Here is a 13672-nt window from a genome sequence, read left to right as displayed (position 1 = left end):
TCATTCTGCGGCGGCGATCTGCTGCACCAGTTCACCGGCGCGCTCCAGCCGCACGAACGGGTCGTCGATCCGCTCGCGGAGCAGGAAACGGCGCTCCTTCTGCTCCAGCCCGAACGCAGCGGCATCGATCACGGTGCCGTTATGCGGCTCCAGCGCGAGGGCGGCAGGGCCGGCGCTGACCTTGGCGATCCCCGCGGCACGCGCATCGACACGTAACCGCGCGGTGGCGAGCAGCGTCCGCGCGTCGTCGGGCATCGCGCCGAAACGGTCGGCGAGTTCGTCTTCCAGCGCGTCGAGCGCGGCCGCCTCGGTAATCCGCGCCAGCCGCGCGTAGATCGTGACGCGCAGTTCCTCGTCCGGGATCCACGTCTCCGGCAACCGCCCCTCGACGCCGAGATGCAGTTCGGGCGTCCACCGCTCCACGTCCTCGCCGCGCGCGCGCCGCAACGCGCCCTCCAGCAATTGCTGGTAAAGGTCGATGCCGATCAGCTTCATGTGCCCGGCCTGCGTCTCGCCGAGCAGATCGCCGGCGCCGCGCATGTCGAGGTCGCGCGCGCTGATCGCGAACCCGGCGCCAAGCCGGTCGAACGCCTCCAGCGTGCGCAGCCGCTTGAGCGTGCGCGGCGCGATCTCGTGCGCGGGGTCGGTGAACAGCAGCACCTGGCCACGCCGGCTGCCGCGCCCGACGCGCCCGCGCAACTGGTGAAGCTGCGACAGGCCGAAGCGATCGGCATGTGCGATCACCATCGTGTTGGCGCGCGGCACGTCCAGCCCCGCCTCGATGATGTTGGTGGCGAGCAGCACGTCACCATCGCCGCTTCCGAATCGCACCATGGCGGCGTCGATCGCGTCGGCGGGCAGCTTGCCGTGCGCCTCCAGCACCTCGAGTTCGGGCACCAGTTTGCCGAGTTGTTCGGCCAGTGGCGCCATGTCGGCGATCCGCGGCACCACCACGAAGCTCTGTCCGCCGCGGCTCTTTTCGCGCAGCAGTGCGGCGCGCAGCGTCTCCGGCGCGAACGCACCGACCGCGGTGCGGATCGGCTGGCGACGCGCGGGCGGGGTGGCGATGATCGACAGCTGTTGCAGGCCGACCAGCGCGGACTGCAGCGTGCGCGGGATCGGCGTCGCGGACAGCGTCAGAACGTGCCCGGCGGACAGGCCGCGCAACTTCTCCTTGTCGGCCGCGCCGAAGCGCTGTTCCTCGTCGACCACGACGAGCGCGAGGTCCTTGTAGACCACGCCCTTGCCGGCGACCGCGCCGGTGCCGACGACGATCTGCACCGAGCCGTCGGCCAGCGCCGCCCGGACGCGCTTCTTCTCGGCCGCGCTCGACAGCCGTGACAGGCCGGCGACGGCGATCCCGCTGCCCTCGAAGCGCGCGGTGAAGGTCTCGAGGTGCTGGCGCGCGAGCACCGTGGTCGGTGCGGCGATCGCGACCTGCTTGCCCGCCAGCGCGGCGATGGCGGCGGCGCGCAGCGCGACCTCGGTCTTGCCGTAGCCTACGTCGCCGATCACCAGCCGGTCCATCGCGCGACCGGCGGCGAGGTCGGCGCGCACCGCCGCGATCGCCTTCGCCTGGTCGGGGGTTTCGGTGAAGGCGAAGCCGCCGGCAAACCGCTCATAAGCGGCCGGGTCGGGGTCGAGCGTCGGCGCGTCGCGCTTGGCGCGTGCCGCGGCCAGTTCGGTCAGGTCGCGCGCGCTCTGCGCGATGGCCGCGTCGATCTCGCCGCGGCGCTTCTGCCAGCTCGATCCGTCGAGGCGGTCGAGCGTCACCGCATCCGCCTCCGCGCCGTAGCGCCAGATGCGGTCCGCCTCGCCGACCGGAACCAACCGCACGCCGTCCTGCGCATAGGCGAGCTTGATCGCGTCGCCGCCGTCCTCGGGCAATCGCTCCAGCCCGGCGACGACGCCGATGCCGTGATCCTCGTGCACCACCACGTCGCCGACGCGGATCTCGCCCATGTCGAACAGCGTCGCGTCCGCGGCGATGCTGCCATGCTGTTCGCGCTCGGCCCGGCTGCCGAGCAGATCGGCGGCGGCGACCGCGAGCACGCCGTCGCGCCGGAAGCCACGATCGGCGGCCAGTTCCAGCGACAGCAACGCGCCGCGCCCGGAAGCGGCGACATCCGCCCATGAAGCGACGGCGACGGGCTCTTCCTTCAACGCCTTCGCGATGCGCGGTCGCATGAAACGCAGATCGCGTGCGGTGCCGAGCAGCACCACCCGGTCGCCCTCGGCACGTGCGCTGCGGGCCAGTGTGGCGAAGGCGCGCAGCGGCGCCTTGCGCTCGGCGAAGCGCGGCGGCGCCTCGCCCGCACGCGTCAGCGTTGCCTGTGCGCGCGCGGCCAGCGCGGCCTGCCACGCCTTGTCGTCGACGATGTCGCGCGCCGCACGTTTCGGCGTCCGCCGCGATGCGTCCGCGACCAGCGCGAGGAAACGGCGACGGCGTTCGTCGGCGGCATCGTCGATGACGATCCGGGCCGCGGGCAGATGATCGAGCAGCGTGGTGGCGTTGGCCCCCAGCGGCGGCTCGGCGACACGGCCGAGTTCACGCTCGCCGACATCGTCGATCGAGCGCTGATCGGTGGGATCGTAGGAGCGCAGCGTCACGATACGCCCATCCGCGACCTCGACGCGTAGCGGCAGCGCGGCATCGGCGGGGAAGACATCGAGCACCTGCCCACGCAGGGCGACTTCGCCGGGTTCGTCGACCCGCTCGTCGCTGACATAGCCGAGTTCGGCCAATCGCTCGAAAAGCTCGGTCAGGTCGAGCGTTGCGTCGATCTTCACCACCGGTGGGGCGACGTCGAAGTCCGCGGGGGCGGGGCAGGCACGCGCCAGTGCCTCGCCGGTCGTGATCAGCGCCACAGGCCCGCGGGTTTCCTGCGCGACCAGGCGGCGCGCGTGGCGCAACGCGGAGACGCGCTGGCCGACATTGGCGGGTGAGGGCGGCGCGTCCTCGCCGGGGAGTGCGTCGCTGCCGGGGCAGAACAGAATGGTAGCGGCCGGCATCGCCGCCTGCAGTGCCTGCGCGACGGCGGCGGCGCGGGCATCGTCGGCGACGGCGGCGATCAGGTCGCCCGCGGGCAGTTGCTCGGCGAGCATTGCGGCATATTCGGCGACCGACGCGGCAGGCGTGGGGGCAGGAGCGGCGGCGGTCAACTGGCAGCTTTCATGCCGGTTCGAACGGACCGACGCGCGACGCCGTTCCGAAACGAACCGCTTGCCGCAGATCAACCCGGATCAGTGCGGGTTCAGGAACACGGGTATATCTATTTGATCATGAAACGTGTTCTCGCCGCCGCGGCGCTGGTCGCCACCCTCGTCACCCCCGCGCTTGCCGCGCGATCCGATCCCGATGCGGAGCTTGCCGCGCTGCTCAAGGGCCGCGTCGCCGCCCCGCCGGTGCGTTGCATCTCGGTTTCCCCGAACGACAATTCACCGATCATCGTCTCCGGTCGCGCGATCGTCTGGCGAAGCGGCAGTCGCCTCTACGTCAACAGGTTGCGCGCACGTGCCGAGGCGCTGGACGACGACGACATTTTGATCACCGAGCCGTTCGGATCGCAATTGTGTCGCAACGATCAGGTGCGTCCGCTCAGCCGCATGTCGCGAATACCAAAGGCGACACTGATCCTGGGCGAGTTCACGCCCTATGTCCGGGCCGGCGCCAAATAACGCCGGGCCGGGTTATCTTCAGGCGGCCTGACGATAATCGGTGTCGTTGGCGGCTTCGGCACGCGCGCGGATGCTGTTGCGGTACGAGACGATCATATAGACGAGATAAAGCATGGCGGCCCCGCTGGGTTACTGGTTGCTGTGGTGCAGCGTATGCCGCTCATGTGATGAAAGAAGCGTGATGCAGCAATTGCAACGTGCGCCATCACGCGTGCATCCGCCGCAACGGGTGGTGCCGCACCGGTAGGCGGCGCGGTCGCGCAAGACCGGCCGAGACCCGGAATGGCGCGCCTCTACCGCAAGCCCGCCTCCGCTACCGGTCTGCCGTTGCATCGTGTCGGCAGGTCGCGGGTTCCCGCATCGAACCGGCGGCGTTGCGCGACGGCATGCTCCGCCGCGCAAGGGAGATGCTTCAGCCGCAGTGCTCGCTCTTACGAAAAAGCCGCCGCCCGGCATCCCGGACGGCGGCTCGATCATGTCAGGCGTAAGCCCCGAAGCAGGGATCACTCCTTGTTCAGATACTCGCCCGCATCGGCGTCGGTGCCGGTGCCCGAGGGGACGACTGCCGCCAGCGGATCGCTGCCGGTGCCGACGTCCTCACGCACGCTGCGTGCTTCCTCGGCAGCGCGGGTCTGCGACGCCGTGCCGGCGGAGCCCGCCGCCACCATCGCGTCCTGCAACTTGCGCTGCTGAGCACGCAGCGCCACGTCGCGCGACGATGCCGCCACGCGCAGGCGGTTCATGCCCGCACCCGTGCCCGCCGGGATCAGGCGCCCGACGATCACGTTCTCCTTTAGGCCCATAAGCGTGTCCTGCTTGCCCTGGACCGCCGCCTCGGTGAGGACGCGGGTGGTCTCCTGGAACGACGCCGCCGAGATGAAGCTGCGGGTTTGCAGCGACGCCTTGGTGATGCCGAGCAGGATCGGCTTGCCCGCCGCGCGCGCTTCGCCATCCGCCAGCTTCTCGTTGATCGCGTCCATTTCCTCGCGATCGACCTGCTCGCCCACCAGCAACGTGGTGTCGCCGGACTCGATGATCTCAACCTTCTGCAGCATCTGACGAACGATCGTCTCGATGTGCTTGTCGTTGATCTTCACGCCCTGCAAGCGATAGACTTCCTGGATTTCGCTGACCAGATATTCGGCCAGCGGCTCGATGCCGAGCACTTCCAGAATGTCGTGCGGGTCCGGCGAGCCGCCGATCAGGTTGTCGCCACGCTTGACGTAGTCGCCTTCCTGAACGTCGATCACCTTCGACTTGGGCACCAGATACTCGACGACCTCGCCGCCATCCTCCGGCTGGATGCCGATCTTGCGCTTCGCCTTATAGTCCTTGCCGAACACCACACGGCCCGAGACCTTGGCGATGATCGCATTTTCCTTCGGCTTGCGCGCCTCGAACAGCTCGGCGACGCGCGGCAGACCGCCGGTGATGTCGCGGGTCTTGGCGGATTCGCGTGCGACACGGGCGAGCACGTCGCCGGCATGCACCGTCCCGTTGTCCTCGACCGAAAGCACCGCACCCGGCGCCAGCAGGTAGCGGGCGGACTCGCCCGATCCCTCGTCGAGCAGGGTCATGCGCGGACGCAGATCCTCCTTCGACTTGGTCGACACGCGATATTCGATCACCACGCGCTGTGCGATACCGGTCGCTTCGTCGACCTGCTCGGTGAGCGTCTTGCCCTCGATCAGGTCCTGGAACTTCACGATGCCGCCGGTTTCCGTGATCACCGGCATGGTGAACGGATCCCATTCCGCCATCCGGTCGCCCTTGCTGATGATGTGGCCATCATCGAACATGACGTACGCGCCGTACGGAATCTTGTGCACCGCCAGTTCGCGGCCGTCCATGTCGACGATCGCGATCTCGCCCGAGCGGCTGAGCACCACGCGACGACCACGCTGGTCCTCGATCAGGCGCAGGTCGCGGAACTCGACCGTGCCGTCGACCGGCGATTCGAGGTTCGACTGCTCGTTCAGCTGCGCCGCGCCGCCGATGTGGAAGGTCCGCATCGTCAACTGCGTGCCCGGCTCGCCGATCGACTGCGCCGCGATGACGCCCACCGCTTCGCCGATGTTGACCGGCGTACCGCGGGCGAGATCACGCCCGTAGCACTTGCCGCACACGCCGACCTTGCTCTCGCAGACCAGCGGCGAGCGAATCTTCATCGCCTGCACGCCCAGCGCCTCGATCTGCGCGACCATCGGCTCGTCCAGCAGCGTGCCGGTCGGGATGACGACCTTGCCGCTCTTGGCGTCCACCACGTCCTCGGCGGTGGTACGGCCCAGGATACGCTCGCCCAGCGAGGCGATCGTCGAGCCGCCCTGCACGATGGCCTTCATCTCCAGCGCGCGTTCGGTGCCGCAATCGAGCTCCACGATCGTGCAATCCTGCGACACGTCGACCAGCCGGCGCGTCAGATAACCCGAGTTCGCGGTCTTCAACGCCGTGTCCGCAAGGCCCTTGCGGGCGCCGTGGGTGGAGTTGAAGTACTCGAGGACGGTCAGGCCTTCCTTGAAGTTCGAGATGATCGGCGTTTCGATGATCTCGCCCGACGGCTTGGCCATCAGCCCGCGCATCCCCGCCAGCTGCTTGATCTGCGCCTGCGAGCCACGCGCACCGGAGTGCGCCATCATGTAGATCGAGTTGATCGGCTTCTCGCGTCCGGCTTGCTCGCCGTCCTCGAACAGGCGGACCGCCTTGATCTCGTTCATCATCGAGTTCGCGACCTGGTCGCCGCACCGGCTCCAGGCGTCGATGACCTTGTTGTACTTCTCCTGCTGCGTGATCAGGCCGTCCTGATACTGCTGCTCATAGTCCTTCACCTGCTCGCGGGTCTCGTCGACCAGCTTGTCCTTGTCAGGCGCGACGAGCATGTCGTCCTTGCCGAACGAGATGCCGGCCCGGAACGCGTGGCGGAAGCCGAGCGACATGATCGCGTCGGCGAACAGCACGGTCTCCTTCTGGCCCGTGTGACGATAGACCTCGTCGATCACGTCGCCGACGTCCTTCTTGGTCAGCAGGCGGTTGACGGTGTCGAACGGCACCTTGTGGCTCTTCGGCAGGCACTCGCCCAGCAGCATGCGACCCGGAGTGGTCTCATAACGCTTGAGATACTGCTTGCCTGCCTCGTCGGTCTGCGGAACGCGGCTGACGATCTTGGTGTGCAGCGTCACGGCACCCGCGAACAACGCCTGGTGGACCTCGGCCATGTCGCCCAGCAACATGCCCTGGCCCGGCTCGTTCTGCTTCTCCATCGAGAGATAGTAGAGACCCAGCACCATGTCCTGCGACGGCACGATGATCGGCTTGCCGTTCGCGGGGCTCAGGATGTTGTTGGTCGACATCATCAGGACGCGCGCTTCCAGCTGTGCCTCGAGGCTCAGCGGGACGTGCACGGCCATCTGGTCACCGTCGAAGTCGGCGTTGAACGCCGAGCAGACCAGCGGGTGCAGCTGGATCGCCTTGCCCTCGATCAGCACCGGCTCGAACGCCTGGATGCCGAGACGGTGGAGCGTCGGCGCGCGGTTCAGCAGCACCGGATGCTCGCGGATCACCTCGTCCAGGATGTCCCAGACTTCCTTGCGCTCCTTCTCAACCCACTTCTTCGCCTGCTTCAGCGTCATGCTGAGGCCCTTGGCGTCGAGGCGCGCGTAGATGAACGGCTTGAACAGCTCGAGCGCCATCTTCTTGGGCAGGCCGCACTGGTGCAGCTTCAGCTCCGGCCCGGTCACGATGACCGAGCGGCCCGAATAATCGACGCGCTTCCCGAGCAGATTCTGGCGGAAGCGGCCCTGCTTGCCCTTCAGCATGTCGGACAGCGACTTGAGCGGACGCTTGTTGGCGCCGGTGATCGTGCGCCCGCGGCGACCGTTGTCGAACAATGCGTCGACCGCTTCCTGCAACATGCGCTTCTCGTTGCGGACGATGATGTCCGGCGCACGCAGTTCCATCAACCGCTTCAGGCGGTTGTTGCGGTTGATGACGCGGCGGTACAGGTCGTTGAGATCCGACGTCGCGAAGCGGCCACCGTCCAGCGGCACCAGCGGGCGCAGCTCCGGCGGGATGACCGGCACGACCTCGAGGATCATCCACTCCGGCCGGTTGCCCGATTCCAGGAAGCTCTCGACGACCTTCAGGCGCTTGATGATCTTCTTGGGCTTCAGCTCCGACTTGGTCGTCGCCAGCTCCTCGAGCAGCTGCACCTTCTCGCCCTCGAGATCGAGGCTCTCGAGCATGATGCGGACCGCTTCGGCGCCGATCCCGGCCGAGAAGGCGTCCTCGCCATATTCGTCCTGCGCCGACAGCAGCTCGTCCTCGGTGAGCAGCTGGTACTTCTCGAGCGGGGTCAGGCCCGGCTCGATCACGATGTACGCTTCGAAGTACAGCACGCGCTCAAGCTGCTTCAGCTGCATGTCGAGGAGCAGGCCGATGCGGCTCGGCAGCGACTTCAGGAACCAGATGTGCGCGACGGGCGCGGCGAGCTCGATATGGCCCATCCGCTCACGGCGGACCTTCGACACCGTGACCTCGACACCGCACTTCTCGCAGACGATGCCCTTGTACTTCATGCGCTTGTACTTGCCGCACAGGCACTCGTAATCCTTGATCGGACCGAAGATGCGCGCGCAGAACAGGCCATCACGCTCGGGCTTGAACGTGCGATAGTTGATGGTTTCGGGCTTCTTGATCTCGCCGAAGGACCAGCTGCGGATCTTGTCCGGCGACGCGATCCCGATCTGGATCTGATCGAAGGTTTCCGGCTTCGCGAGCGGATTGGCGAAATTGGTCAGTTCGTTCATAACTTTTTCCCTGCCTCATCTCCCTTCCCCGCGAAGGGAAGGGCCGGGGTGGGCGGGTAGCCGACGCGCGATCCGCGTGTGGCTACCCACCCTCAATCCCCTCCCGCGAAGGGAGGGGAGGGTAGAAGGGCTTATTCGGCCGCGATCGCGACGCCGTCCTCGTCCTTGGCTTCTTCCATCGACTTGAGATCGACGTTGAGGCCCAGCGAGCGCATTTCCTTCACGAGCACGTTGAAGCTCTCCGGAATGCCGGCCTCGAACGTGTCGTCGCCCTTGACGATCGCCTCGTAGACCTTGGTGCGTCCGACGACGTCGTCCGACTTCACCGTCAGCATCTCCTGCAAGGTATAGGCGGCACCGTACGCTTGCAGCGCCCAGACCTCCATCTCGCCGAAACGCTGTCCGCCGAACTGTGCCTTGCCGCCCAGCGGCTGCTGGGTGACGAGGCTGTACGGTCCGATCGACCGGGCGTGGATCTTGTCGTCGACCAGGTGGTGCAGCTTCAGCATGTAGATGATGCCCACCGTCACCTGGCGGTCGAACTTGTCGCCGGTACGTCCGTCGAACAGGTCCGACTGGCCCGACGTGTCGAGACCCGCCAGCTCCAGCATGTCGAACACGTCCTTCTCGACCGCGCCGTCGAACACGGGCGTGCCCATCGGAACGCCGGGCGTCAGGTTCTGCGCCAGCTCGATGATCTCACCGGCATCGCGCGAGTCGATGTCGTCGAGATAATGCTCGCCATAGACGGTACGCAGCCGATCCTTGACCGCGTCGGGCATGTCGCCCGGCTTGGCATCGGGGTTGGCCTCGCGCCAGTCTTCCAGCGCATGCTTGATCTGCTGACCAAGCCCACGCGCCGCCCAGCCGAGGTGCGTCTCGAAGATCTGCCCGACGTTCATGCGGCTCGGCACGCCCAGCGGGTTGAGCACGAGGTCGACCGGCGTCCCGTCGGCGAGGAACGGCATGTCCTCCGCCGGAAGGATGCGGCTGATGACGCCCTTGTTGCCGTGACGGCCGGCCATCTTGTCGCCCGGCTGCAGCTTACGCTTTACCGCGACGAACACCTTGACCATCTTCAGCACGCCCGGCGGCAGCTCGTCGCCACGCTCCAGCTTCTCGCGGCGATCCTCGAACTTGTCGCGGATCCGCTTTGCAGCCTCGTCGTACTGGCCCTTCACCGCTTCCAGGTTCGCCTGCACGGCGTCGTCCTGCACCGCGAACTTCCACCATTCATGACGCTCGACGCTGTCGAGCACTTCCATGTCGATGGTGATGCCCTTCTTCACGCCCTTCGGCGCGCCGGTCGCGACCTGGTCCAGCAGCATTTCACGGAGCCGGCTCCACGTCGCACGGTTCAGGATCGAGCGCTCGTCATCCGAGTCCTTCTTGAGCCGCTCGATCTCCTCGCGCTCGATCGCCATCGCGCGCTCGTCCTTGTCGATGCCGTGACGATTGAAGACGCGGACGTCGACGATCGTGCCGGCAACGCCCGGCGGCAGACGCAGCGAGGTATCGCGGACGTCGGAGGCCTTTTCGCCGAAGATGGCGCGGAGCAGCTTCTCCTCCGGCGTCATCGGGCTTTCGCCCTTCGGCGTGATCTTGCCGACCAGGATGTCGCCCGGCTCGACCTCGGCACCGACGTACACGATGCCCGCCTCGTCGAGGTTGCGCAGTGCTTCCTCGCCGACGTTCGGGATGTCGCGCGTGATGTCCTCCGGCCCCAGCTTCGTATCGCGAGCCATCACCTCGAACTCGTCGATGTGGATCGACGTGAACACGTCGTCCTTCACGATCCGCTCGGAGATGAGGATCGAATCCTCGTAGTTGTAGCCGTTCCAGGGCATGAACGCGACGAGCGCGTTGCGGCCCAGCGCCAGCTCGCCGAACTCGGTCGACGGGCCGTCGGCGATCACGTCGCCGGCGTTCACCACGTCGCCCACCTTCACCAGCGGACGCTGGTTGATGCAGGTCGACTGGTTCGAGCGCTGGAACTTCATCAGCGTGTAGATATCGACGCCCGACTTGGCGGAGTCGATCTCACCGGTCGCGCGCACCACGATGCGGGCGGCGTCCACCTGGTCGACGATGCCGGCGCGCTTGGCCGCGATCGCCGCGCCCGAATCGCGCGCGACGGTCTCTTCCATGCCGGTACCGACGAACGGTGCCTCGGCCTTGACCAGCGGCACCGCCTGGCGCTGCATGTTCGAGCCCATCAGCGCGCGGTTCGCGTCATCGTTCTCCAGGAACGGGATCAGCGAGGCCGCGACCGAGACGAGCTGCTTCGGGCTGACGTCCATCAGCGTCACCGTCTCCGGCAGCGCCATCAGGAATTCGCCCGCCTGCCGCGCGGAGACCAGCTCCTCGGCGAACGAGCCGTCCTCGGCCAGCTCGGCCGACGCCTGCGCAACGGTGTGCTTCTGCTCTTCCATCGCCGAGAGGTAGACGACCTCGTTGGTCACCTTCCCGTCGACGATCTTGCGGTACGGCGTCTCGATGAAGCCGTATTTGTTGACGCGCGCGAAGGTCGACAGCGAGTTGATGAGGCCGATGTTCGGGCCTTCCGGCGTCTCGATCGGGCAGATGCGGCCATAGTGCGTCGGGTGAACGTCGCGGACTTCGAAGCCCGCACGCTCACGCGTCAGGCCGCCCGGTCCGAGCGCCGATACACGACGCTTGTGCGTCACTTCCGACAGCGGGTTGGTCTGGTCCATGAATTGCGACAGCTGCGACGAGCCGAAGAATTCACGCACCGCGGCGACCGCCGGCTTGGCGTTGATGAGGTCGTTCGGCATGACCGTCGATACATCCACCGACGACATGCGCTCCTTCACCGCACGCTCCATGCGCAGCAGCCCGACGCGATACTGGTTCTCCAGCAGCTCGCCGACAGAACGCACGCGGCGGTTGCCGAGGTTGTCGATGTCGTCGATCTCGCCCTTGCCGTCCTTCAGGCCGACCAGCGTCTTGATCACGGCGAGGATGTCCTCGCTGCGCAGCGTCGTCACCGTGTCCTCGGCGTCGAGGTCGAGGCGCATGTTCAGCTTCACGCGGCCGACCGCCGACAGGTCGTAGCGGTCCGGATCGAAGAACAGCCCTGCGAACAGCGACTCGGCGGTCTCCAGCGTCGGCGGCTCGCCCGGGCGCATGACGCGGTAGATGTCCGACAATGCCTGCTCGCGCTCTTCGGCCTTGTCGGCCTTCAGCGTGTTGCGGATCCACGGACCGGTCGCGACATGGTCGATGTCGAGCAGCTCGATGCGGTCGATGCCGGCCTTGTCGAGCTTCTCGAGGCTCTCCGGACCCACTTCGTCGCCGGCCTCGACGTAGATCTCGCCGGTCCCGGTGTTGATGAGGTCGTAGGCGCTATAACGGCCGTAGATCTCCTCGGTCGGGATCAGCAGCGTCTCGAGGCCGTCCTTGCCGGCCTTGTTGGCGGCGCGCGGCGTGATCTTGGTGCCCGCCGCGAACACGATCTCGCCGGACTTGGCGTCGACGATGTCGAACGTCGGCTTCACGCCGCGCCAGTTCTCCGGCGCGAACGGGATCTGCCAGCCGCCCTGACCGCGCACATAAGTGACGCGGTTGTAGAACTGGTTGAGGATCTCCTCGCCGGTCATGCCCAGCGCGTACAGCAGCGCCGTCACCGGCAGCTTGCGCTTCCGGTCGATACGGACGTTGACGATGTCCTTGGCGTCGAACTCGAAGTCGAGCCACGAGCCGCGGTACGGGATCACGCGCGCGGCGAAGAGGTACTTGCCCGACGCGTGGGTCTTGCCACGGTCATGGTCGAACAGAACGCCCGGCGAACGGTGCATCTGCGACACGATGACGCGCTCGGTCCCGTTGATGAAGAACGTCCCGTTCTCCGTCATCAGGGGCATGTCGCCCATGTAGACGTCCTGCTCCTTGATATCGAGCACCGAGCGGGTTTCCGTATCGGGATCCACCTCGAACACGATAAGGCGCAGCGTAACGCGCATCGGCGCCGCATAGGTGATGCCGCGCTGGCGGCATTCCTCGACGTCGAACTTCGGCGGCTCCAGCTCGTAGTTGACGAAGTCCAGTTCCGCGGTGCCGGCGAAGTCACGGATCGGGAACACGCTGCGCAGCGTCTTCTCGAGGCCGGAGACATAGCCGATCGACGGGTCGGAGCGCAGGAACTGCTCGTAGCTCTCGCGCTGGACCTCGATGAGGTTCGGCATCTGCACCACTTCGTGGATGTTGCCGAACACCTTGCGGATGCGCCGCTTGCGCGTCCCCGCCATTTCGGTCCGCGCGGAGCCCGCGTCGATCGGATTGGTCGCCATAAAAGCTTGTGCCTCGTAAGCCGTCAAAATGCAGGCGCAGGATCGAACGCACAAAAGCCGATCGCAATCAGATGCGTCGGCTTTCAGCGTCCGGAACCGCAACTTCCCAATCCGATCGACCCGCTGCGCAAGGCGCGCCGTTTCCCGGAAGCTGTGGTGATGGGCCGGATATAGGAGCCGGGGACGGGTGTGTCAAACCGGCCGTCGTCACTGCGAGCGCCGGCGTGGTTGCGCATATGGCGCAGCAGCCCAGGGCCGCGTGTATGGCAAGCCAGAGCGCGTGCACGAAAAAGGGGCGACACCCCTGCGGGTGCCGCCCCTTTTCTGCTGACGGCCGTCATGGAGAGACCTCCACGACGTCGAACGAACGGGCTTGGGCCGTTCGTCGGCCGGCCGGGCGCGGGGGGCGGGCGCTCTGGCCCACCCCCCGCGCTGCGGCTTACTTCAGCTCGACGGTCGCGCCGGCTTCTTCCAGCTGCTTCTTGACCTTCTCGGCCTCGTCCTTGTTCACGCCTTCCTTGACCGGCTTCGGCGCGCCTTCGACGAGCGCCTTCGCCTCGGTCAGGCCCAGGCCGGTGATCGCGCGGACTTCCTTGATGACGTTGATCTTCTTGCCACCGTCGCCGGTCAGGATCACGTCGAACTCGGTCTTCTCTTCGGCGGCCGGGGCCGCTGCGCCGCCGCCGGCGGCCGGCGCTGCAACCGCTGCTGCGGCCGAAACGCCCCACTTCTCTTCGAGCAGCTTCGAGAGCTCGGCGGCCTCGAGGACGGTCAGCTCGCTCAGGCTCTCAACGAGCGCGTTCAGGTCTGCCATGATCATACTTCCTATCAAGCGGGGACAGGTGCCCCCCAAGTTCAATAACTGGGTTCAACGATTCATCA

General features: G+C 66.8%; 5 protein-coding genes. 1 reads left to right on the top strand and 4 read right to left on the bottom strand.

The features are described 5' to 3' along the window. Window positions 1-3105, bottom strand: a complete 3105-nt coding sequence (locus SPHPHY_RS0112100; protein WP_043131121.1) for a TRCF domain-containing protein — start codon at window positions 3103-3105, stop codon at window positions 1-3. A 177-nt stretch (window positions 3106-3282) separates the two neighbouring features. Between SPHPHY_RS0112100 and SPHPHY_RS0112095 the strand changes: the two genes are divergently transcribed. Continuing rightward, the gene (locus SPHPHY_RS0112095; RefSeq protein ID WP_028056844.1) at window positions 3283-3678 is read left to right on the top strand and encodes a hypothetical protein; all 396 of its coding nucleotides are present in this window, start codon (window positions 3283-3285) and stop codon (window positions 3676-3678) included. A 503-nt stretch (window positions 3679-4181) separates the two neighbouring features. Here SPHPHY_RS0112095 and rpoC read toward each other — a convergent pair. The 3 genes from rpoC to rplL form a co-directional block, all read right to left on the bottom strand. Further along, a complete protein-coding gene (gene rpoC, locus SPHPHY_RS0112085; RefSeq protein ID WP_022686942.1) occupies window positions 4182-8480 on the bottom strand; it encodes a DNA-directed RNA polymerase subunit beta' in 4299 nt (1432 codons plus the stop codon). 131 nt (window positions 8481-8611) lie between these two features. Further along, a complete protein-coding gene (gene rpoB, locus SPHPHY_RS0112080) occupies window positions 8612-12790 on the bottom strand; it encodes a DNA-directed RNA polymerase subunit beta (protein ID WP_022686941.1) in 4179 nt (1392 codons plus the stop codon). Between the two features lie 439 nt (window positions 12791-13229). Beyond that, the gene (rplL, locus tag SPHPHY_RS0112075; protein WP_028056843.1) at window positions 13230-13604 is read right to left on the bottom strand and encodes a 50S ribosomal protein L7/L12; all 375 of its coding nucleotides are present in this window, start codon (window positions 13602-13604) and stop codon (window positions 13230-13232) included. Between the last annotated feature and the right edge of the window lie 68 nt (window positions 13605-13672).

Source organism: Sphingomonas phyllosphaerae 5.2 (assembly GCF_000419605.1).
Lineage (GTDB): Bacteria > Pseudomonadota > Alphaproteobacteria > Sphingomonadales > Sphingomonadaceae > Sphingomonas > Sphingomonas phyllosphaerae_B.
The sequence above is the reverse complement of the archived record's forward strand: the minus strand, read 5'-3'. Positions and strand labels throughout refer to the sequence as shown.

Excerpts from the sequence above, each read along its gene's own strand:
- SPHPHY_RS0112100 (WP_043131121.1), bottom strand. The coding sequence starts at position 3,105 with ATGCTCGCCGAGCAACTGCCCGCGGGCGACCTGATCGCCGCCGTCGCC.
- SPHPHY_RS0112095 (WP_028056844.1), top strand. The coding sequence starts at position 3,283 with ATGAAACGTGTTCTCGCCGCCGCGGCGCTGGTCGCCACCCTCGTCACC.
- rpoC (WP_022686942.1), bottom strand. The coding sequence starts at position 8,480 with ATGAACGAACTGACCAATTTCGCCAATCCGCTCGCGAAGCCGGAAACC.
- rpoB (WP_022686941.1), bottom strand. The coding sequence starts at position 12,790 with ATGGCGACCAATCCGATCGACGCGGGCTCCGCGCGGACCGAAATGGCG.
- rplL (WP_028056843.1), bottom strand. The coding sequence starts at position 13,604 with ATGGCAGACCTGAACGCGCTCGTTGAGAGCCTGAGCGAGCTGACCGTC.